This window comes from Rosettibacter sp. KY25 (assembly GCF_057554405.1).
Genome location: NZ_BAAJAO010000008.1, coordinates 89718 through 111866 on the forward strand (window position 1 = coordinate 89718; position 22149 = coordinate 111866).

Annotated in this window: 18 protein-coding genes; 7 read left to right on the plus strand and 11 right to left on the minus strand. The window is 31.0% G+C overall.

Annotated features, from left to right (window positions below):
* Positions 1-175: 175 nt before the first annotated feature.
* From AC27L2_RS06735 to AC27L2_RS06745, 3 genes are read right to left on the minus strand one after another with little or no spacing between them, the layout of a single operon-like run.
* Positions 176-1480 (minus strand): MFS transporter, encoded by a 1305-nt coding sequence (locus AC27L2_RS06735; RefSeq protein ID WP_487210949.1) that lies wholly within the window; start codon positions 1478-1480, stop codon positions 176-178.
* Positions 1481-1527: 47 nt separating this feature from the next.
* A complete protein-coding gene (locus tag AC27L2_RS06740; RefSeq protein ID WP_487210950.1) occupies positions 1528-4641 on the minus strand; it encodes an efflux RND transporter permease subunit in 3114 nt (1037 codons plus the stop codon).
* A gap of 42 nt (positions 4642-4683) precedes the next feature.
* Positions 4684-5745, minus strand: coding sequence for an efflux RND transporter periplasmic adaptor subunit (locus AC27L2_RS06745; RefSeq protein WP_487210951.1), 1062 nt, complete (start codon positions 5743-5745; stop codon positions 4684-4686).
* A 465-nt stretch (positions 5746-6210) separates the two neighbouring features.
* Between AC27L2_RS06745 and AC27L2_RS06750 the strand changes: the two genes are divergently transcribed.
* Together AC27L2_RS06750 and AC27L2_RS06755 are read left to right on the plus strand one after the other, a co-directional pair.
* Positions 6211-8631, plus strand: coding sequence for a TonB-dependent receptor (locus tag AC27L2_RS06750; RefSeq protein ID WP_487210952.1), 2421 nt, complete (start codon positions 6211-6213; stop codon positions 8629-8631).
* A gap of 242 nt (positions 8632-8873) precedes the next feature.
* Positions 8874-10877 carry a GDSL-type esterase/lipase family protein gene (locus AC27L2_RS06755; RefSeq protein ID WP_487210953.1) on the plus strand — a complete coding sequence of 668 codons (2004 nt, stop codon included), beginning with the start codon at positions 8874-8876 and terminating at the stop codon, positions 10875-10877.
* A 275-nt stretch (positions 10878-11152) separates the two neighbouring features.
* Here AC27L2_RS06755 and AC27L2_RS06760 read toward each other — a convergent pair whose 3' ends face one another.
* Positions 11153-11581 (minus strand): FKBP-type peptidyl-prolyl cis-trans isomerase, encoded by a 429-nt coding sequence (locus AC27L2_RS06760; RefSeq protein ID WP_487210954.1) that lies wholly within the window; start codon positions 11579-11581, stop codon positions 11153-11155.
* Between the two features lie 321 nt (positions 11582-11902).
* Here AC27L2_RS06760 and trmB point away from each other — a divergent pair, with 321 nt between their 5' ends.
* The gene (gene trmB, locus AC27L2_RS06765; RefSeq protein ID WP_487210955.1) at positions 11903-12550 is read left to right on the plus strand and encodes a tRNA (guanosine(46)-N7)-methyltransferase TrmB; all 648 of its coding nucleotides are present in this window, start codon (positions 11903-11905) and stop codon (positions 12548-12550) included.
* A 2-nt stretch (positions 12551-12552) separates the two neighbouring features.
* Here trmB and AC27L2_RS06770 read toward each other — a convergent pair whose 3' ends face one another.
* Positions 12553-12987 (minus strand): hypothetical protein, encoded by a 435-nt coding sequence (locus AC27L2_RS06770; RefSeq protein ID WP_487210956.1) that lies wholly within the window; start codon positions 12985-12987, stop codon positions 12553-12555.
* A 39-nt stretch (positions 12988-13026) separates the two neighbouring features.
* Positions 13027-13734: a pseudouridine synthase gene (locus AC27L2_RS06775; protein WP_487210957.1), complete on the minus strand. Its 708-nt coding sequence runs from the start codon at positions 13732-13734 to the stop codon at positions 13027-13029.
* Positions 13735-13847: 113 nt separating this feature from the next.
* On the opposite strand from AC27L2_RS06775, the gene AC27L2_RS06780 reads away from it, so the two are divergent.
* On the plus strand, positions 13848-15428 hold the full coding sequence (locus tag AC27L2_RS06780; RefSeq protein ID WP_487210958.1) for a sensor histidine kinase: 1581 nt from the start codon (positions 13848-13850) through the stop codon (positions 15426-15428).
* On the opposite strand, the gene AC27L2_RS06785 is transcribed toward AC27L2_RS06780, so the two are convergent.
* The 5 genes from AC27L2_RS06785 to AC27L2_RS06805 are packed head-to-tail and all read right to left on the minus strand — an operon-like array spanning position 15406 to position 19903.
* The gene (locus AC27L2_RS06785; protein ID WP_487210959.1) at positions 15406-16404 is read right to left on the minus strand and encodes a hypothetical protein; all 999 of its coding nucleotides are present in this window, start codon (positions 16402-16404) and stop codon (positions 15406-15408) included. The two genes, AC27L2_RS06780 and AC27L2_RS06785, sit on opposite strands and share 23 nt — an antisense overlap.
* Before the next feature lie 8 nt (positions 16405-16412).
* On the minus strand, positions 16413-17405 hold the full coding sequence (locus AC27L2_RS06790; RefSeq protein WP_487210960.1) for a methyltransferase: 993 nt from the start codon (positions 17403-17405) through the stop codon (positions 16413-16415).
* Positions 17406-17407: 2 nt separating this feature from the next.
* Complete coding sequence (locus AC27L2_RS06795) at positions 17408-18343, minus strand: YitT family protein (protein ID WP_487210961.1); 936 nt, start codon at positions 18341-18343, stop codon at positions 17408-17410.
* A 57-nt stretch (positions 18344-18400) separates the two neighbouring features.
* Positions 18401-18721 carry a hypothetical protein gene (locus AC27L2_RS06800; protein WP_487210962.1) on the minus strand — a complete coding sequence of 107 codons (321 nt, stop codon included), beginning with the start codon at positions 18719-18721 and terminating at the stop codon, positions 18401-18403.
* A 30-nt stretch (positions 18722-18751) separates the two neighbouring features.
* Entirely contained in the window at positions 18752-19903 is a 1152-nt protein-coding gene (locus AC27L2_RS06805; RefSeq protein WP_487210964.1) for a T9SS type A sorting domain-containing protein, read from the minus strand.
* Between the two features lie 105 nt (positions 19904-20008).
* Here AC27L2_RS06805 and AC27L2_RS06810 point away from each other — a divergent pair, with 105 nt between their 5' ends.
* The 3 genes from AC27L2_RS06810 to nhaA all read left to right on the plus strand — a co-directional run bounded on the left by AC27L2_RS06810 (position 20009) and on the right by nhaA (position 22149).
* On the plus strand, positions 20009-20671 hold the full coding sequence (locus AC27L2_RS06810; RefSeq protein ID WP_487210965.1) for an SCO family protein: 663 nt from the start codon (positions 20009-20011) through the stop codon (positions 20669-20671).
* Between the two features lie 18 nt (positions 20672-20689).
* A complete protein-coding gene (locus tag AC27L2_RS06815; protein ID WP_487210966.1) occupies positions 20690-20881 on the plus strand; it encodes a hypothetical protein in 192 nt (63 codons plus the stop codon).
* Positions 20882-20994: 113 nt separating this feature from the next.
* Positions 20995-22149 carry a Na+/H+ antiporter NhaA gene (gene nhaA, locus AC27L2_RS06820; protein WP_487210967.1) on the plus strand — a complete coding sequence of 385 codons (1155 nt, stop codon included), beginning with the start codon at positions 20995-20997 and terminating at the stop codon, positions 22147-22149.

Here is a 22149-nt window from a genome sequence, read left to right on the forward strand (position 1 = left end):
ATTTATTTGATGGGATACTTCATTGTGTTCTTCATTATAAATTTTTCAGAAGTTACTTATTAATCATTTTCAAGTTAATTAAAATTAATCAAAACAATAAACTCCTCTCAATAATTTTTACAAAAAAGTTTTGAGGGGTAATAAAAATGAATTCAGAAATTTTTTATGTAATTGATTATGCATCTACATTTTTGGGTGCAAGAAATTTATTATAAAGCAATAAACCAGCAATTGTGAGCAATCCAATAGAACTAAAAATTATCCAGAGTAAAGTAGGGTTTTTAAGATTATCAACAAAATGAACATAAAGATTTGCACCAAGTATTCCGCCAATTCCGCTGCCTAAAACACCATATAAAAATGCATATCCAAGATAAAGTGCTTTTTTATCTTCGGGAGCAATTAATCCAACATAACTAATAAACTTTGGATGCGCAGTCATCTCTCCAATTGAAAAAATGAAAATTCCAGCAATAAAAACAAAAGGATGAGTTGATACAGCAAGAATTGCCATTCCAAGTGTTCCAAGAGTAATTCCTGCAATCATTGTTGGAAGAGCTTTTTTATTCTTAACTAAATTTGAAATAAAAATTTGCAGAACAATAATTGTTCCTGCATTGATAACAGTAACATGCTCAACATCAAACTTCCAGTTTGGATTGGATACAAAAATTGATAAGAATGAATTTACAAGTTTATTTACAGGTTCAGTATCAACATAATCTTTTACATACCAAAGAACTGTATCGAACTGCTGGAAATATAAAATCCAGAAACCCGAATAAATTACAATCATAATCACAAATCTAAAATCTCCAAGAACTTTGAACATATCAAATAATACATTCTTCAATGTTTTAGTGCTCGTTGGTTTTTCGGGTTCTTTATATACAAAAAGATTTAAGAGCAAAAGCCAGCCTGTTCCAATTGCTGCCATTATAAAAATATATTTCCATGAAATTTGTTTAAGCATTGGGACAAGAATTAATGGAAATAAAAATGCACCAAGATTAATTGACCAGTAATAAATTCCAAATGCAAGTGTGGAATTTGATTTATCTGTTGTTCTTGCAATTGTTCCAGAAATTATTGGTTTGAAAAAGCCGGCACCAACTGCCATCAAAATCAAACTTGCAAATACAAGAGCATAAGAAGTAAATAAAGAAGTGAGAAAATATCCCAAACTCATCATAACAAATGCAAACATTAATGTTTTTCTGTAACCAAATCTATCTGCAATTGCACCAGAAAGAATTGGAAGAAAATAAAGTAATGGTGTAATTGTGCTTTTAATTACTCCAACGCTTTCTTTAGAAAAACCCAAGCCTCCTTCGTTTGCATTCAAAACAAGATAGACAGACAACACAGACATAACTCCATAATAAGAGCCGCGTTCAAAAAATTCCATTACAATTACTGTCCAAAAATTCTTTGAGAAAGATTTTAGGATGCTTGCTTTGGAACTGGGACTTTCATTCATAAAATTCCAACAAATAAATGGATGAATAATGCAAAGATATGAACTAATTATTTTGTAATCATTTCTTTTTCATCAATATGTAGAATTTCTTTTTCAACTTCTCCAACAACTACATTGCTTACAGATTTAGTTTTTTCAGATAAGTAAGAATAAATAACTGGAATTACAAACAAAGTTAATATAGTTGAAAAAATTAAACCGCCGATTACTGCTATTCCCATAGAAACACGACTTTCAGAACCAGCACCAAGTGCAAGTGCAATTGGCAGTGTTCCAAGTATTGTTGAAAAACTTGTCATCAAAATTGGTCTCAATCGTAAACGAGCAGCTTCCTTAACAGCTTCGATTACTGATAGTCCCTGTGCTTTTTTCTGATTAGCAAATTCTACAATTAAAATTCCATTTTTGGTTACAAGTCCAATTAACATAATTTGACCAATTTGACTAAAGATGTTTAGTGTTTGATTAAAATACCAGAGAGAAAATAGTGCCCCTGCAATTGCAAGCGGAACTGTGAACATAATAATCAGCGGGTCACGAAAACTTTCGAACTGAGCTGCAAGTGTTAAATAAATTAGAATCAAAGCCAGAACAAATGTAAAAAGAAGACTTGAAGAACTTTCAACAAAATCTTTGGATGCACCTTCAAGTGCTGTAGAAAAATTATCATCAAGAACTTTTTTAGCAATGGCATCCATTGCTTTAATTCCATCGCCGATTGTTTTGCCTGGTGCAAGACTTGCAGAAAAAGTTGCACTCACATACCTGTTAAATCTATAAAGCTGCGGAGGATTACTTCGTTCTCTCATTGTTATAAGATTATCCAATTGAATTAATTCACCTCTATTATTTCTTACATACAGCGAAGCAAGGTCAATTGGTTTATTTCTATTTTCACGAAGAACCTGACCAATAACCTGATATTGTTTTCCATTCATTATGAAATAGCCAAATCTTTGACCACTATAAGCAAGCTGAAGTGTTTGAGTGATGTCCATTGCAGTTACACCAAGTTCTCTTGCTTTTGTTCTATTGATTTCAACAACAATTTCAGGTTTGTTGAATTTCAGATTAACATCTACATTTGCAAATGTTGGGTCTTCTTGAGCAGCTTCAAGAAATTTTGGAACAACTTCTTTCAGCTTTTCAAAATTTGGAGCCTGAATAACATATTGAACTGGCAGTCCTCCTCTTCTTGTAGAAATTGATTGACTTTGAACAACAAATGAACGAGCATCATTTAGTTTACGTGTAATGCCAGTAATTTGTTCTGCAATTTCTTGTTGAGTTCTCTTTCTCTTAGAAGCATCAGTAAGAGTTAATCGAACAAAACCGCTGTTAGCACCACTTGATCCACCTCCTCCAGCTGTTACAGAAATAATTGCTTCTGTTTCTTTGATTGAATCCTGGAGAATTTTTGTCATTTGCTGAATATATCTGTCCATCATTTCGAATGATGTTCCTTCAGGCATTGTGGATTGAACACGTATTTCACCGCGATCTTCAATTGGTGCAAGTTCTGACTGCAGATTTGTTCCAATTAAAAAAATTATTATGATTGAAACAATCATTATAACAAAAGCAAGCCATCTCTTTTTCATAAAACTTTCAAGTGCATTTCGATATGAATTTTCAATCCATCTAAAGAATGGCTCTGTTTTATAATAAAACCAGCTATGTTTTTCTTTTGATTTCAATAATCTTGAACTTAACATTGGTGTTAATGTCAATGCAACAAAAGCAGATATAATTACAGAGCCGGCAATTACAACTCCAAATTCTACAAACAATCTTCCTGTAATTCCGCGCAGAAACATTATTGGAAGGAATACTGCTGCAAGTGTAATTGTTGTCGAAATTACTGCAAAGAAAATTTCCGATGAACCTTTTGTTGCAGCTTCAATAGGATTCATGCCCTGTTCAATTTTTTTGTAGATATTTTCAAGAACAACAATTGCATCGTCAACCACAATTCCAATTGCAAGAACCAATCCCAAAAGTGTAAGAACATTAATTGAAAAATTTGCAAGATACATTATGAAAAACGAACCAATTAATGAAACCGGAATTGCAATAATCGGAATTAATGTTGTTCTCCAATCTCTTAAGAAGAAAAAAATAATTAAAATTACCAGAGCAAAAGCCAGTAAAATTGTTTCTTTAACTTCCGCAATAGAATTACGAATGTATTTTGTTACATCAAATCCAACACCAAGTTCAATATCTGGAGGTAAATCTTTTTTAATTTGTTCAATTCGTTTGTAAAATTCATCAGCTATCTGTATATGATTTGCACCAGGTTGAGGAATAAGAACAACTCCAACCATTGGAACTCCATCGCGCCTTAATATAGAGCGGTCATTTTCCGGATACAATTCAGCATATCCTACATCTTTAAGTCTGACAATTGCTCCATTTGATTCTTTGATGATTAGGTTATTAAATTCATCAACAGTTGATAATCGGCTTAGAGTTCTTACAGTTAATTCTGTATTGCTTCCTTCAATTCGTCCAGAAGGCAGTTCAATATTTTCTCTATTCAAAGCATTTCTAATATCAAGAGGAGTAACACCATGTGCTGCAAGTTTTGATGGATCCATCCATAAACGCATTGAATATCTGCGTTCACCCCAAATATTTACCTGACTTACTCCTGGTATTGTTTGCAATCTTTCCTTAAAAATATTTTGAGCAATATCAGTTAATTGAAGAAGATTTTTTTTGTCGCTTTTGATATTTAAGAAAACAATTGGTACTGCATCAGCATCTGCTTTGGATATAGTTGGCGGATCAACATCTTGGGGAAGACGAGCACGTGCAATTGAAACTCTATCTCTAACATCATTTGCTGCTGCTTCAAGGTCTACCGAAACATCAAATTCAACTGTAATTACACTTCTACCGTCACGGCTTACTGAAGTTAATGAACGGATTCCAGCTATTCCATTAATTTGTTCTTCGAGTGGTTCTGTAATTTGTGATTCTATGACTTCTGCATTTGCACCAACATAACTTGTTGATACTGTAATTATAGGCGGGTCAATGCTTGGGTATTCTCTTACTCCTAAAAAAGTATAACCAATAATTCCAAATAAAACGATTGTAAGCGACATTACTATAGCAAGAACAGGTCGACGTATGCTAATTGATGATAAACTCATATTAATCTTTTCTTTTTGTTATCAAACATTTTTTGAAATTATTTAATTCATTAAGTTGAGCTTAACTTTAAGATTTGGTTTCAATTGAATAATTCCTGAGGTAATTAATGTATCACCAGCTTTAAGTCCACTTAGTATCTGAACTTCTTTTTCTGTTCTAATTCCAGTTGTAACATATTGTGGAACAGCTTTCCCATTTCGATAAACAAAAACTTTTTCTCCTTCAAAATCTGGAACAATTGTTTCTGATGGAACCAGAATTGCATTATTAAATTCTTCAAGCACAATATCGATTTCAACATAAGCTCCTGGTGTAAGTTCACCTCTTTCATTTGGAATTACAGCACGTGCTTGGACCGTTCTTGTATTCTGGTCTATCTTCGGTTCTACTGCATAAATTTTTCCAGTATAAACTTTGCCTGTTGAAGATGACCTGACATAAATTGTTTTTCCTTCCCTAATTAAACCAAAATATTTTTGGGGAACAGAAAAATCAACTTTCATTGGATTAATATTTTGAAGAGTTGCAATTTTTGTTTGAGGTGAAATATAACTTCCAACACTCACAGAACGCAGTCCAATTATTCCATCAAATGGTGCTCGTATTTCTGTTTTTTCTATTTGTGCTTGAGTAAATTCAATATCTGCAAGAACTGAATTAAGCTCTCCAAGTGCCACATCATATTCCTGCTGACTTGTAAGATTTTTTTCGAGAAGTTGTTTGTATCTATATTCTTTATCTCTGGCTAATGTTTCACGAGATTTATTTTTCTTTAATGTTGCCTGCAGTTCTGCATCATTTATCTTAACAAGAAGATCTCCCTTTTTAACTCTTTTCCCTTCTTCAAATAAAATTTGAGTAATCTTTCCGGTGATTTCACTTCTAATCTCAACTTCTTCATTACTCATCAATGTTCCGTTAGAAAAAATTTTATTCTGCAAATATTTGGGTTTTATTATGATGCCATTTACATTCAAAGCCTGCATTCTTGGACTTTGAGAAGGTGAGTCATTATTCTTATTTATTATGATTTTGGGCAAAATTAATATGATTAGTAAAATGATTATAGCAATCCAGATAGAAAATTTTTTCATGTTTTTCATAATTGACCTGTTTTAATTAAGATAGTACAATATGCATGATTTTGACAAATAGAATTCCCAATTAGATTAATTAAAATCATAAAACTGAATTATTTACTTGAGGATTAAAGATGATGTACCGTGGATAAAAAAGATTTTTTATGTTTTCGAATCATTATTTCTTGTTTTAAATATTTTATAAAAGCAATAGAATACAAGTAAAATTATTGCACCCCATGCAAGAAACATAAAGATGTAACCAGAAGTTTTCATAATCCATCATTTTTTTATTAAGTGGAATAATATGTTAAGTGAACTTAATTATAGTAGTTGAAAGTATCAATAGAAATCAACTTAATTTAATACTGTTGTAAAGAAATTTTACATTGAAATGAACTTTTATGCACAAGGAAAACTTATATCTTAAACCATATTAAAAAACTTTCTGTCAAATAAACGATTTTAGAAAAAATAAAGGTGCTTTTTATGGCAAAAAATACTCTTAAGATTTTGATTGCATTTTTGTTTACATCATTTTTATCATTTGCACAGCCAAGACAAATGGGAAGCGGCGAAATAGTTGGTTATGTTTATGATGCTTCTTCTTCTGTTCCAATGGAATTTGCTAATATTGTTTTGTTTAGAGCATCAGACAGCACACAAGTAACTGGAACTGTTACAAATTCTCAAGGTTATTTCTCTTTAGAAAACATTAGAAGCGGAAATTATTATTTAAGAGTAAGTTTTATCGGATTTGAAAATACATTCATTAACCAAATTCAAATAAGAGGAAATACAAAAGTCGATTTGGGAAAAATTTATCTTAAACCAAAAACCATTCAAACAAAAGATGTTGTAGTAAGCGGCGAGAGAGCTCAAATATCTTATCAGATTGACAAAAAAGTAATTAATGTTAGCGAGAGTTTTTCATCAATTTCCGGAACTGCTGTAGATGTACTTGAAAATATTCCATCAATTACAGTTGACATTGATGGAAATGTAAGTTTAAGAGGCAGTGGAAACTTTACAGTATTAATTGATGGCCGTCCATCTATCTTGCAAGGCAGCGAAGCATTGCAGCAAATTCCAGCAAGTGCAATTGAAAACATTGAAATCATTACAAATCCATCTGCAAAATATGACCCTGAAGGAACGGCTGGCATAATCAATATTGTAATGAAAAAAAATAAAAATATTGGTGCAAGCGGAATGTTGAATTTGAATGGCGGCTTGAGAAATAAATACGGCGGTGAAGCTGTTGGTGATTTTAAAAGAGATAATGTGCAAGTGACACTCGGTGCAAATTATAACAATAGAAATATGTATATCAATTCTGTTGAACGCAATTGGACTTATGATGGAATAAAAACTTCTTATTACAATTCTGATGGAAGAATGAATAGAAAAATGAATTTCTGGGGACTACGCGGAAGTGTATCTGTTGATTTTGGCAGCAACAATATCTCTTTAGGCGGAAGATGGGGAGGAAGATCTTTTGGCGGAAACTCAAATAGAAATTATAGTGAATGGACTTCTCTAAATGAAAATCCCTTAAGTTATTTGAGTTATACCGATGATAATCGTTCCGGTGATTATTATGAAATATTTACTAACATCAAACATCAATTTGAACAAAAGGGACATGAAATAACTGCCGACATATCTTACAACTCAAGCCAATCAAATAGTGAATCGACAAATAAATTATTTAATATCAATCAAATCATAACTGGAAAAAGAACCGAGGAAGATGAACCAGAAAATCAATTGAGAACTAAAATTGATTACACACTTCCACTTGGTTCAAATAGAAAATTTGAAGCTGGTTATCAAGGAATAATTGAAAAATCTGGTGAAGACCACAAGTTGTTCGATTTTAACAGAACATCAGAAATTTTTGAGCTCAATCAGCAGTATAGCAATAAATCAGATTTTTCAAGAAATGAACTTGCATTTTATACACTTTACTCAGATAAAATTTCTTCATTTGGTTATCAGCTTGGTTTTAGAACAGAATACACGGGCATCAAAACAATATTAAACGAAACAAATCAAAGCTTCACTATCAACAGATGGGATTATTTTCCAACAATTCATTTCTCATACGAAATTTTTCCTGGACATCAGATAATGTCGAGCTATGCAAGAAGAATTAATCGTCCACGCGGATGGGATTATGAACCATTTTATACATGGATGGATGCTTACAATGTACGAGTAGGTAATCCATCTTTGCTTCCAGAACTTATTGATTCTTACGAATTAAGTTATCAGGCATTATTCGGAAAAACTGTTTTTTCAATTGATGCATATTACAGAGTAACAAATAATAAAATTGAGCATGTTCGTTCTGTCTATTCAGAAAATGTTAATCTTGAATCTGTAAAAAATGTTGGAAAAGATTACTCGTTGGGAACAGAGTTATTCTTTAATTTCGACTTAATCAAAAACTGGAATGTAAACTTAATGGGTAATCTATACAATTATAAAATTGAAGGTGACTTAAATGGAATCCCATTTTCTCGAAACAGCTTTAATTGGAATTTGAGATTTAATAATAACATTAAATTATTTAGTTCAACACAGCTGCAAATTAATTTTATGTATAACAGTCCAACGGTTTCGTCTCAAGGAAGAAGAGAAGGTTTTGTTACAACAAACATTGGACTTAAACAAGATTTAATTGGAAAAATGTTAACAGCTACTTTGCAGGTTAGAGATTTATTTGGGGCATCGAAATTTAAAACGGAAACTCAATCATTCGATTTTTATAATTATCGTTCCGCAGAGCGTGAATGGCCTATGGTCATGCTGAATTTGAGATTTAACATCAACAATTATAAAAATGAAAGAAGAGAACAAGAACGTCCAGACGAAATGGAGATGCAAGGAGAATACGAAAATTAATTTTATAATCGGGCACAGAATTTTTTCTGTGCCCATTTTTAATTCCTTCAAGATAATCCCTGCCAATTATGAAATATCCCCATCAAAAAAACTCTATTAATAAACAATTTTTCTTAATTAAACTTAGATTGATAAAAATTACTATCATACGCATCTTTTGTTTCTTAATTTCATTTCTTAATTTGACTTTCAGTTAATTCCTTTTCATATATTCAATTTATAAACATCATTAGAGAAATATTATGGGAAACATAATTTCTAGTAAAACTTCAAAATCGTTTATTTCTTTAATAACGATACTATTTTTCATTTTATTGTTTTGTACAGAATTTATTTCGGGACAATCAAAAAAATGGGTTGGCACATGGGCAACAGCACCTCAGCTTGTTGAACCAAACAATATGCCTCCCTCTCCAGGTTTAACAAATAATTCATTAAGACAAGTAGTTCGAGTTTCTATAGGCGGCGATACAATTAGACTTAAAATTTCTAATGAATTTAGTTATCAACCAGTTGAAATAAAATCTGTTCAAATAGCTGCATCAACTGGAGGAAGTTCAATTGATGTATCAACCAACAAAGAATTAACATTTAATGGCAAATCTGAATTAACAATTAGTCCAGGAACTGCGGTTACATCTGACCCAATTGCATTTGAATTAAAACCAAGAATGGATGTTGCTATAACAATTTATTTTGGACAAACATCATCAACTGTTACTGGACATCCTGGTTCTCGAACTACTTCTTACATAATTTCAGGAAATAATCCAGAAGTAAAAGATTTTACTGGCGCAGTTACAACTGACCACTGGTATAACATTAATGCAATTGAAGTATTAGTTCCATCAAATTATGCGAGTGTTGCAATTCTCGGCAATTCAATTACAGATGGAAGAGGTTCAACCACAAACATGCAAAATCGCTGGACTGATATTTTTTCAGAAAAACTCTTGCGAGATCCGAGAACTCAACATATCGGTGTTTTGAATCTTGGAATTGGCGGCAATTGTGTTTTGTCACAATGTCTTGGTCCATCAGCTGTAAGCAGATTTGACAGAGATATACTTGGCCAATCGGGTGTAAAGTGGATAATTGTATTTGAAGGAGTAAATGATATTGGAAGTGTAAAAACTGCCGATGCAGCAAAAACTGTTGCAAATAATCTCATCGATGCTTATAAACAGATGATTGCCAAAGCTCATGTAAAGAACATTAGAATTTATGGTGCTACAATAATGCCATTTAAGGGAAACCAATATTATAATCAATATAGTGAATTATGCCGAAGCATTGTCAATCAATGGATTCGAACAAAAGGAAATTTTGATGCATGTATTGATTTCGATAAAATTATGCGTGACCCACAAGATACATTAAGAATAATTTCATCATTTCAGAATGATGGTTTGCATCCTGATGCTGAAGGTTATAAAAAAATGGGAGAATCAATTGACTTAAACTTATTCACCCAAGAAGATACTGTTTTTCAGCAGGGTCAACTCGAATATCTATGGTTTGAAGCTGAAAGATTTGTAAAAGAAGGAAGTAATTACAATATCATTTCAGATGCTGCTGCATCTAATGGAAAATACATAACGGTTCGAGCAGGAATTCAATCAATTAATTCACCGCCCTTGTTACAAGAAGATTTACTTACAATTCCATTTAATGTAAAACTTGATACAACCTATTATGTTTTTGCACGGGTAAATTGTCCCACATACGATGATGATTCATTCTGGATTACAGTTGATAACAATCAATTTTATAATTCCAATGGATTAAAAACAAACGGCTGGGAATGGAAAAAATTAAACAGCTATCAATTAACAAAAGGGAATCACACAATTCAAATTGGATATCGCGAAGATGGCGCCTGTCTTGATAAACTTTGCATTACAAATGATATTACTGCCCCAGCTGGATTTGGTGGAATTGATTCTTCAGTAATTACGAGTATTATTCCATCAGAAATAAAATATAAATATTCTTTAGAACAAAATTATCCAAATCCATTTAATCCCGCTACAACAATTAAATTCAGCATTTCAACAAGTTCATTTGTAACATTAAAGATATATAACACGCTTGGAAAAGAAATATCTACTTTAATTTCAGAAAAATTGCCGGCTGGCATTTATTCTTTAAATTGGAATGCTGCAGACTTACCAAGTGGAATATATTTTTACAGATTAATCGCTGGTTCTTTTACACAAACAAAAAAACTTGTATTGCTGAGATAAGTTCTTTTTCAACATGATTTTAAGCAGCATAAATATTCTTTTTGAAATAATAAATTCACGCCTTCAATAAATTCATTAAGTTTCTTAAAAGTAAATTCAATCAAAGCAATATAATATTACAATTGAGTATGAATTTTAAAAAGTTGATAGAATTTAATATTTGTGGTAAAAAATTTTATCGGTTAGTAAAATAGAGTTTAAGGGTAATAAGAAAAAAAGCGACCCATGGTATTGGGCCGCTTAAATACATCTATAAGATGCAAAATATTATCTAATTATAGAATTTCAATCAGCTGAATGTTGAAGTTCAAATCCTCGCCAGCCAATTCATGATTTGCATCTATCATTACACCATCTGGTAATACTTCAACAACGCGCAAAGCAAGAATTTGATTATCCGCTGTCTGCATGTGAAGTTTCATTCCAACTTCTGGATTTAAATCCGGGGGAAGATTCGCATTGCTAATTTTGATAATCAAATCATCTCTTCGAGCACCATAAGCTTCTTCAGCCGGAATTGTGATGTTAATTGATTCGCCGGGCTGCAGACCAATAACAGCTTCTTCGAATTTTTCCAGAATTGTTCCATCGCCTATGGTAAACTCTAAAGGTTCACCACCAATTGATGAATCAAATTGTTTACCATCTTTCAGCGTTCCTGTATAATGAACTCTTACAGTATCGCCGCTTTTTGCTACTGCCATATTAAATTACCTCCAACGACTATAAGTCGTTTCTTTTTGTTTTGTTATTAATTTGTTTATACCACTTTAGAAATTCTTTCAGTCCTAACAGAAATGATTTCCTTATTATGGATTGTTAATAAACGAGTTGCAACAGCGTGGAATACAAAGTGAATCAGCAGCAACCTGCTCAAATATAAACAATTATATATTTATTAAAAATTTTATTCGAAAAATTTTTTTACCTGCATTAATCAAAAATAAATATCTCTGGCTCAAATGTTTTTTATAAACTCAAGAAAGTATAATTATATATTTTTGTGTACTAAAATTTCATACACTATGCCAAGAAGAAAACATATAAAAATTGCAGAAGTCAGAACTTTTCCAAATGTATTTGATTACAAACAGGAAAATATTGAAGAAAAAATCATTAGTTTTTTTGGAACCGTTAAACCCGTTACACTTGAACTTGGATGCGGTCAGGCAGATTATTCAATTAATCTTGCCAAACTTTATCCAAACAGAAATTTTATTGGAGTTGACAGAAAGGCTGCACGCTTGTGGAATGCTTCCAAAAATGCAACGAAAGAAAATTTGAATAATGTAGCCTTTTTAATCGCATACATTGAAAAACTTGACGAGATTTTCAAACAGATAAAAGCTGAAGAAATCTGGATTACTTTTCCAGACCCATACCCAAGAAGAAGCAGCATGAAAAAACGTCTTGTTCACCCAAGATTTCTTGAAGTATATAAAAAACTACTACTGCCAGAAGGAAAAATATTTTTAAAGACAGACGATGAAACTTTGTTTACTTATGCATTGAATGTTATTGAAGAGGAAAATTTAATCTTGCACAAAGCTACAGAAGATCTTTACAAATCAAATTCGCTTTCCGAAGAAGAAAAAATTCAAACAAAATATGAAAAACAACATCTGGCAGAAGGGAAGAAAATTAAACTGATTTGTTTCTCATTCAATAATTAAGTTTATTTTCTTTTAATAACAAGTTCAATTTTATAATCTTCCTTTTTAATTACCTTGTCAATTTCGGGATAGGGCATTAATGAATTTAATTTTACTTCATAACCATAAATTAAAACAGATTTAGGTTCCAATGTCGTATGAAGAATAGTTTGAGTAATTTCTTCATTATTTGAAAAACTAAGTATAACTTCTCCATCACCTGCCCAAACACAAATAGCATAAAGCGGACATCTTGAATCTGCTGCAACATCTTCAAAAGTTAGAGTTAAATTATCATCAAGCAATATTTTTTGTTTATAGCCCAATTTCACAACAAGAGAATCATTTGTTTTTACAGTATAATTTTTTAGTTCGGGAGGAACAACTCCATCATGTTCAAAGCAGGATGATAAAAACAATGCAAATAGAATTAAACCCCCAGTAATTAACTTTCTCATATCATTTCCCTTTTAAGATGTGATTATAAAATAAAAAATTTATTTGAATAATTTTATTTCATCATCAGTCAAATATCTAAATTTACCTTTTGCAAGATTTCCCAACTTAATTTGTCCGATTGAAATTCTGATTAATCTGAGCACATTAACTCCAAAATGTGAAAGAAGTCTTCTTATGTGTCTATTTTTTCCTTCATCAAGAACAATTTCAAGCCAGCTGTTCTTCTTTCCAAATCTTATAATCTTGGCATCTTTTACATTTAAGAATTCTCCTTCATCATAACAACCTTTGAAAAGTTTTTTAATTAAATCTTCATCTGCAATTCTATCAATCTGAACATGATATTTTTTTTCAATGTGATTATCAGGGTTCAAAATGTTATTTGCCCACTCAGTATCATTTGTGAAAAGAAGAAGTCCTTCGCTTGCTTTATCGAGTCTTCCAACAGGAAAAATATAAGGCAAATCAGAATCTGCAAAGCATTGAAAAACTGTTTGACGGTTTTTCTCATCCGACAATGTTGTAACCAATCCTCGTGGTTTATTCAAAGCAATATAAATTTTGTTTGTCTCAGAAATAACTTTATTTTCAACTGAGATAGTATCTTTGTTCAGATTAACTCTTTTATGAACATCTTTAATTAATTCACCATTTACAAAAACTTTTCCTTCATGAATCAATTTTTCAGCCTGTTTTCGAGAACAATAACCAAGCTTTGACAATGCACGTGGAAGACTGACAATCATAATCAACTAAATACTTTTTTGTTAAAATAACTTTTTTATTCAATAGGATTCAAAAATTTCTTTACTTATTCGATTATTAAATAGCGATTTATCACTTTTCGTGAGTGCATGCTTTGAGAAATTTTTTCAAAAAATTATTTAGAAAAAAGAAGAATCTTCTAAAAGAAAGAGCATTACTGTGTGAGGAACGAAACAGATTAATTCTTAATAACCTTGATGCAATTGCATATCAAATTGATGTAAGAAATCCACAGTTAATTTATATGGAGGGAAATGTAGAAGAGCTTACCGGTTATTCAAAAGAGGAATTTATAAATGGGAAAAAATTCTGGATTGATATAATTCACCAAGAAGATGTGAATAAATTTTTGAACGAAGCAAAAAATCTGGCTTTATTAGATAACTACACTGCAGACAATGAATACCGAATAGTTCATAAAACTGGAAAAATTCTATGGGTTAGAGATATTGCAACAACATTCAAGGATGATAAAAAAATAATTCATGGAATTTTGTATAACATCACTCAATACAAAGAGAATGAAGAAAAATTAAAATTAGTAAGCTACTCAGTTGATAATTCAAGGATTCCAATTTTCTGGATTGGTAGCAAAGGTGAAATTTTATATGTAAACAAAGCCGCTTGCAATTCTCTTGAATATTCTGAAGAAGAACTTTTGAAAATGACCGTTTTCGATATTGACCCAAATGTAAAAAAAGAAAATTGGGAAGAACACTGGCAAAAAACAATTGAAAAGAAATCCTATACATTCGAAACAACTCATCGTTCAAAATCTGGAAGAGAATTTCCCGTTGAAATTTTTGTTGATACTATCAAATATAAAGGAGAGTACATTCACACCGACATCGTTAATGACATATCTGAAAGAAAAAAGTATGAACAGCAGCTGATAGAAGCTAAAGAAAAAGCAGAAGTATCAGACAGATTGAAAACTGCTTTTCTATCTCAAATGTCGCACGAAATAAGAAGCCCGCTTCAAAAAATTCTTGGATTCGTTGAACTAATTAAAGAATACATAGAATATTCAAATGATAATGTTGATCCTGATATACATGAATACTTCACACTGATAAACTTATCAAGCCGAAGATTGATAAGAACAATTGACACAATCCTGAATATGTCGGAGATGCATACAAATTCATACACGCCAATTTTTGTTGAACGCGACCTCTATTCACTTGTATATGATATTTATCAGGAATTTAAACATGATGCATCCGTTAAAAAATTGGATTTCAGTTTCGAAAGTTTAACGAGTAATTCGAAAATAAAAATTGATGAATACAGCACAATTCAGATATTTGAAAACTTGATTGACAATGCAATAAAATATACGGACAGAGGTTTTGTGGTTATTTCTATTGGAAGAGATACAAAAAATAATTTATATGTTGAAATCAGCGACTCTGGTATTGGAATGACAAAAGAATTTATGAATAAATTATTTTATCCATTTAATCAGGAAGAAATTGGTTATACAAGAACTTATGAAGGTTTGGGTTTGGGACTTGCACTTGTAAAAAAATACTGCGATTTAAACAACGCAATTATTGATGTGAAAAGTGAAAAAGGAATTGGAACAACAATAAGAGTTACGTTTCAAACATTGCAGCGGGGTGGCAGTCACTCAACAAATTTTTATCAAACTATTTCACAGAATAAATTATAGAATTATTCTTGATATAACCTTTTTGAATAAGCTCATCAGTAGCTTCCGTAATAATAAATTTATATACCCAACTCAGCCACTCGCGAAATGATGTTTCATCTTTATAAGTTGAATTCAAAAAATATTTAACGAGCTTTGGTTTTTGTTTATCGAGATTTTCAATTAAATCCTTTGTAATAATAGATGCCATTTCTTTAAAATGATTTTCATCATCTTTGTTGATATGCAATTTAATATTTTTATGAAGAGTAAAATTTTTTGATGCTATTTGAATCGGTTTTTCAGAATAAAAATTTTTTGAGTAAACTCTAACTGAATCATTAAATTCTTTAATAGAGTTTTCAAAATAAATCATTGAATCATTATTATCCTTCAACTGAAAGAGAGCAGCATAATAATTTTTATTCCCTCTTTTTGTTGGAACTGATTTTATAAATTTTTCTTGAATATTATTCTGCTGCCATTTATTCAAAACTACATTACTCAATACAAATAAAGACACTTCTTCAAAAGAAATTTTTTGAAATGAAGATTTTTCTTCCGAATTCAGAAAATGTTCTGAATAATAATTTTTAATTAATGGCAATCTGTCAATCACAATATCAGCAACAATTATTCCAATTGGTCTTGCAATTCTTTTTAATTGTTTCTGATTTTCCAAATCTACAATCATACAAGATGGAACAAATGTTCCATCTTCTTTCTTTTTAATCAGACTATTAGCAAAAAGAAAATTTATTTTCTCATCATACTCGGAATCGTTCAAGTCGAGATGTTTTTTTATTTCTTCTTCATCAAATTTGTTATGCAGAAGAATTAAAATCTCTTTGAAATATTTTTTATTAAGTTCTGTTTCAAGCGAATCATCTTGAGGTATGGTTTTAATAACAAAGTTTCCCTGTAAAACTTCATCAACATTTTTCTTTGAGCTGCATGCTGTAATTAGGATTATGATTAGAAATAAAAACTTCTTCATCCTGCTTTTTAATTTTTGTAACCAATTAAAAGAGAAAAACCAAAACTTGTATCTTTTCTTTCAATTTTTGAAATGCCTGCGCTATTTAGCCAGTCTCTCATCTCAGATTCTGTGTATGTATCTCCATTTTTTGTTCCTACAAGCATATTAAGTGCAAATAGAGCTCCGCCTGCAGGTTTTGTTCTATCTTCGTCCATTATCCAGTCTTTAATTATGATTTGACCATTTTTATTCAGCAAATCCGCGCATTTTTTAATCAGTAATTTATTTTCATCAAAGCTGTTGCTGTGAACAATTGCAGAAAGGAAAATTAAGTCGTAATCACTGCCAAGATTATCTGTAAGATAATTGCCTTCAATAAATGAGATATTGTTCTTATATAAAAAATCATCAACATATTTTTTTGTTAATGGAATAACTTCCGGCAAATCAAAAATAATAGCATTCATATCATGATTAGCTTCAATAAATTTCATTGTGAATGCACCAGAGCCGCCGCCGACATCGAGCATTTTTTTAACATTTTTGAGTTCAATCATGTATGAAACAATTTTAGCTTCTTTCAAAGCACGATAATGCATTGCTGCAATGAATGAGTTTGTCCAGTCAGAATTTTCATGTGTTCTTTTATAAACAGAAGTTCCTTTTTTTACTGCTTCGGTTAAAGTACTCCAAGTTTTCCACAATTCATTAGTATGAAACAAACTGCCCATAAATTCAGGTTTGCCTTCAACAAGAAATTGAGATGCACTTTCTGAATTGTAAAATTTGCCGTGAATTTTTTTCAACAAACCCATTGCGCACAAAGCATTCATTAATCTGTCAGTTGCTCTTTCATCAGCATCTAATTTATCAGCAACTTCTTTTGATGTAAGCATATGTTTATCAATGACGGTAAAAATTTTTAATTCAACAGCTGTTAAAAGAATTCTGCTTTTCTGAAATGAATATGCAATATTTCTAATATCATCAGCTGTTAAAAATTTTTCTGATTGGTTCATATTTATATTCTTCTTCTAAAACCTTCGCCAAGAACTTCGTGAACATTGTAAATAATAACAAAAGCAGATGGGTCAATTGATTTTACGACATCAACAAGTTTAGAAACTTCTCTTAAAGGAACCACAGTAAGCAGCATTTCTCTTTCTACATTTCGGTAAGCTCCTCGTGTTTTAACTGCAGTGCAGCCGCGTCCCATTTCTTTCAAAATTGATTCTGTAATTTCATCATACTTATCAGAAATAATATATGCTGCTCTTGCGTAATCAAATCCATCAATTATCATATCAATTAATCTTGATGATACAAATAATAAAAAGACAGCATAAAATGTTAAAGTGAGAGCGGGGCGCTCTGGTGAAAGATGTTTAACATCAATAATAAAACCAGCCAGAGCAATAACAAAAAAATCAATAATCATAATTGCTTGACCTGGTTTTATTCCAAATCTTTTGTGAAGAATTGATGCAATTATATCCGAACCTGCTGTTGTGCCTTTGAATTTAAAAATGATTCCAAGTCCAACTCCAAGAAGAACTGAGCCAATAATTATCATAAAAAGAAAATCATTTTTGTAGAGGTCTAATACAGCTTGAGATTTATGAAGTTGAATTGAATGTAATCCGGGAATGTCGCCTCTGAACAAATCTATAAAAAATGAATTAAGAGAAAATCCAACAAAAGTTCTCATTCCAAATTTTTTCCCTAACTCTTTTAATCCCCAAATAAATAAAGGAACATTGAGCAACCATACAAGCACACCAACCGAAATTTTGTTGCCTGATAAATAATAAATTGCCATAGCAAGACCACTAACTCCGCCTGGCACTACACGTGCATCTACAAGAAATACTCCAATTCCAATTGACATTATTGCAGAACCAATAATAATTGCAAAATAATCAATGATTGGATACTTATTGAAAATTTCTTTTATCATATCAAGTTGCGATAATTTTTTTACCAAAAAATAGTGAGACCAAGAGAGTTAAAAAAATTACAGTTCACCTTTTTTATACATCATTTGAGTTTTTATTCTTAACATCTGTCTCTCGATAATTAAATCTGCAAGTTTTTCGGGAATTGCAGTTTTATCTTTTGAGTGTAATATTTCATGAACTTTCCTTTCATCAACATCAATTCTATAAAGATTAATAATAAACCTGTCAAAATTCCTTGACATTAATTCTTTTATCTTTTCAATCAGATATTCTCTAATGAATTTCTGGTCTGCTTTTGCAGGCAGAGATTCATCAGGAATAGATAAATCCTTTCTTAATTTCTGCATTAATAATGAAATTATTTCTTCTTCAGCCATGATTGGTTTATTTTATTTGTAAAATAAATCTTACTTAAGATAAACCATTACTTTTGTTTCTGAAAAATTCTGTGTGGTTAATTTATAAAAATAAATTCCACTTGAAAGCAAATGTTTATCTGCAGAGAAATTAATTTGATAACTGCCTGCCGATTTGAAATCTTCAACTAATGTTGCTGTTTCTCTTCCGAGCAAATCAAATACTTTTAATGTTACAAATGAAGGAACAGGAATTGAATAATTAATTATAGTTTCATTATTGAAAGGATTCGGATAATTTTGTTGAAGATAAAATGTATGCTGATTTCTATCTTCTTTCACATCAGTCGGTCCAGTAAACTTAAAAATTGCATAAACAGGCAAATGGTCTGAAGCAGAAATCAAAGAATCAGCCAGTTCTCTTCCAAAAGCATTATTGCCGTAATTAATTGCCCTGTTAAAATGATTGCCATCGTTTCCTACAATTGTATATGAACCATTAACATATTCAATTCCTCCGGGATCTTTTACTGCTTGAGAAATCAATATCATATCAAATCGAACTGTCAAATTTTGAGCATACATTGTATGTGTAAAGGCATAAGCAGGATTATCGCCCCATTCACCAACAGCATCGAGCGGGTCGATAACATAACCTTTTATTGTTTTATCAATTAATTTTTGAACCGCAGGTTCAGAACCAAACAAAGTGTTAAAGTCGCCAAGCACGATAAAATTTTTATTTGCTGGTAGTTGTGCTGTTCTTTTTCTTAATGAATCCACTGCAATTGCACGGCGCCGAATATTATCTGAATTATCTCCTGTAAGTGAATTTGCTTTTAAATGAACTGAAAAAATTATTAGTGTATCGTTTGTAAGTTTATTAATCAAAGGAAATTCATTGATTGGTCGTGTTTCTGCTGGATGAACAATGTTTCCAAGAGAAATAAATTTATCATCACGATAAAACAATACACTGTTCATGTTAGTTGATTCAACAAATTCAGCTACAGCATATTTATTTTCAACAACATAATTTAATAATTGATTAACCGAAGCTTTATCTTTCACTTCCTGACAAACAAGAATATCCGGCGAAACATAATTAATAACATACTTCAAAGCAGGATTATCCCAATCAAATTGATTTGGATTTGATGGTGTGGGATTGTAAGCAGTGTAATCATGAATATTATAAGTCATTATTCTTACATACTGTTGAGAATATAGGCTTATGGAAAAGAACAGAAAAATTAGAAATAAAATTTTTTGTTTCATTTTTAAAACCAAAATGTTATTAAATTTGTTATGAAGATGAACTTTCGATACATAAAATATAAAATTACAATGTTAACTAAAATGCTTACTAAAAATTCTAAAATGAGATTAATTAAAAGAATTGGTTTTTATTTCATTTTTATTGCAACAATAACATCATGCAAAAATAATTTACCGGTAATTGAGGATTTCAGCAAAGAGAATTTTCATCTAATTAATCAATCTGAAGAAAAAGTTGAATTCCCTTCTCAGTTCAAAGGCAGAATTATTATTGCAGGTTACATATTTACAAATTGTCCTGATATCTGTCCGCTTACCACCAACAATATGCGTTTAATTCAAGAGAGATTAAAAAAAGAGAAGATTGATAATGTAGAACTTGTTTCAATAAGTTTTGACCCTTTGCAGGATACACCAGAAGTATTAAGAAATTTTGCAGAAGTAAGAAATCTTAATTTAACCAACTGGCAATTCCTTACCGGCGAAAAAAATGTGATTGATTCATTAATCAAAAAAGCTGGTGTCTTTGTAATACCAAGTGATTCTACAGTTTTTAAAGATGGTAGAAAAATTTATTATTATGTTCATACAGATAGAATTCAGCTGTTTGATGAACTTGGAAGAGTAAGAAAAAATTATGTGGGAAGTAAAATCAATATCGAAGAAATTATTAACGACATAAAAAATTTATAAAAACAAATTGAGAATTTTATGAGCTCATTTTCATGTCAGTTCATAGACAGTGAAAAAAGTTTTTGCATAAGATTAAAAAAAGACTGCATACCCGGCCGACCAGGCTGTGTATTAAAAGGAAGATTTGTCTTTGCAATTCCAGCAGAAAAAAGAATGAATACAGAATCAAACAAAAATCAAATTGAGAATAAAAGAAAAGAGAATAAATAATTTTTTTGGAATTTATTTCATTTACCCAGTAAAAGAAAAAATATTATTTGAACAAAGGCTTCATTTCCATATCTTGAATTATAATTCCATTCATTTAATAAAGAATAAGAATTATGAAATTAACCAGATTATTTTCAGAGTTTTTTGAAAGTGAAAAAGCAGGTGGAATTGTTCTTGTTATTATGACAATAATTTCGCTTGCACTTGCAAATTCTGCCTGGCAAAGCAATTACATAAATTTCTGGCATTATGATATTGGCGGACACTCTCTTGCTCACTGGATTAATGATGGTTTAATGGCAATCTTCTTTTTATTAATTGGTCTGGAATTGGAAAGAGAAATTTATCAAGGAGAATTATCAGATATAAAAAATGCGTCGTTGCCAATTTTTGCTGCTGTTGGAGGAATGATTTTTCCTGCATTAATCTATTCATCATTAAACTTTGGAACTGAAACTCAAGCTGGTGCAGGAATTCCAATGGCAACCGACATTGCTTTTGCAATTGGTATTCTTTCATTGTTGGGAAAAAGAGTGCCTGCATCACTCAAAATATTTTTAACTGCTCTTGCTGTTATTGATGACCTTGGAGCAATTTTAGTTATTGCAATTTTTTATACAACCAGTCTTTCATTTGTGAATTTATCTTTTGCACTTGGAATTTTTGCCATTTTGATTCTTCTAAACAGACTAAAAATTCACAGCTTAATTCCATATTTGATTGGCGGAATTTTTATGTGGTATTTTATGCTTCATTCTGGTGTACATGCAACTATAACTGGAGTATTACTTGCATTCGCCATTCCATTTACAGACGGAGGAGAAAGTTCACCTTCGTATAAACTTCAGCACTTTTTGCATAAACCAGTTGCATTTATAATACTTCCCATCTTTGCACTTGCCAATACTTGCATTGCTATCGAAACTGAGCTTTATAATAATTTAATTAAAAACTACAGTATTGGAATTTTTCTGGGATTAGTTTTTGGCAAACCGTTAGGAATAACAATTTTATCTTATGCTGGAGTAAAATTGAAATTATGTAATCTGCCTTCAGAATTAAAATGGAAAAATATAATTGGGGTTGGATTTATTGCTGGTATTGGTTTTACGATGTCAATTTTTATAACATTACTTGCTTATGATAATCTGCAAATTATTGATAGTTCTAAAATTGCAATATTGATTTCATCATTAACTGCTGGAGTAATTGGTTATATAATTTTAAGATTCACATTAAAGGAAACAGAAGAAGTCAATAACGAATAA

Bases quoted from the DNA above. Each gene is read 5' to 3' on its own strand.
- AC27L2_RS06735 (WP_487210949.1), bottom strand. From the start codon at position 1,480: ATGAATGAAAGTCCCAGTTCCAAAGCAAGCATCCTAAAATCTTTCTCA.
- AC27L2_RS06740 (WP_487210950.1), bottom strand. From the start codon at position 4,641: ATGAGTTTATCATCAATTAGCATACGTCGACCTGTTCTTGCTATAGTA.
- AC27L2_RS06745 (WP_487210951.1), bottom strand. From the start codon at position 5,745: ATGAAAAACATGAAAAAATTTTCTATCTGGATTGCTATAATCATTTTA.
- AC27L2_RS06750 (WP_487210952.1), top strand. From the start codon at position 6,211: ATGGCAAAAAATACTCTTAAGATTTTGATTGCATTTTTGTTTACATCA.
- AC27L2_RS06755 (WP_487210953.1), top strand. From the start codon at position 8,874: ATGGGAAACATAATTTCTAGTAAAACTTCAAAATCGTTTATTTCTTTA.
- AC27L2_RS06760 (WP_487210954.1), bottom strand. From the start codon at position 11,581: ATGGCAGTAGCAAAAAGCGGCGATACTGTAAGAGTTCATTATACAGGA.
- trmB (WP_487210955.1), top strand. From the start codon at position 11,903: ATGCCAAGAAGAAAACATATAAAAATTGCAGAAGTCAGAACTTTTCCA.
- AC27L2_RS06770 (WP_487210956.1), bottom strand. From the start codon at position 12,987: ATGAGAAAGTTAATTACTGGGGGTTTAATTCTATTTGCATTGTTTTTA.
- AC27L2_RS06775 (WP_487210957.1), bottom strand. From the start codon at position 13,734: ATGATTGTCAGTCTTCCACGTGCATTGTCAAAGCTTGGTTATTGTTCT.
- AC27L2_RS06785 (WP_487210959.1), bottom strand. From the start codon at position 16,404: ATGAAGAAGTTTTTATTTCTAATCATAATCCTAATTACAGCATGCAGC.
- AC27L2_RS06790 (WP_487210960.1), bottom strand. From the start codon at position 17,405: ATGAACCAATCAGAAAAATTTTTAACAGCTGATGATATTAGAAATATT.
- AC27L2_RS06795 (WP_487210961.1), bottom strand. From the start codon at position 18,343: ATGATAAAAGAAATTTTCAATAAGTATCCAATCATTGATTATTTTGCA.
- AC27L2_RS06800 (WP_487210962.1), bottom strand. From the start codon at position 18,721: ATGGCTGAAGAAGAAATAATTTCATTATTAATGCAGAAATTAAGAAAG.
- AC27L2_RS06805 (WP_487210964.1), bottom strand. From the start codon at position 19,903: ATGACTTATAATATTCATGATTACACTGCTTACAATCCCACACCATCA.
- AC27L2_RS06810 (WP_487210965.1), top strand. From the start codon at position 20,009: ATGAAGATGAACTTTCGATACATAAAATATAAAATTACAATGTTAACT.
- AC27L2_RS06815 (WP_487210966.1), top strand. From the start codon at position 20,690: ATGAGCTCATTTTCATGTCAGTTCATAGACAGTGAAAAAAGTTTTTGC.
- nhaA (WP_487210967.1), top strand. From the start codon at position 20,995: ATGAAATTAACCAGATTATTTTCAGAGTTTTTTGAAAGTGAAAAAGCA.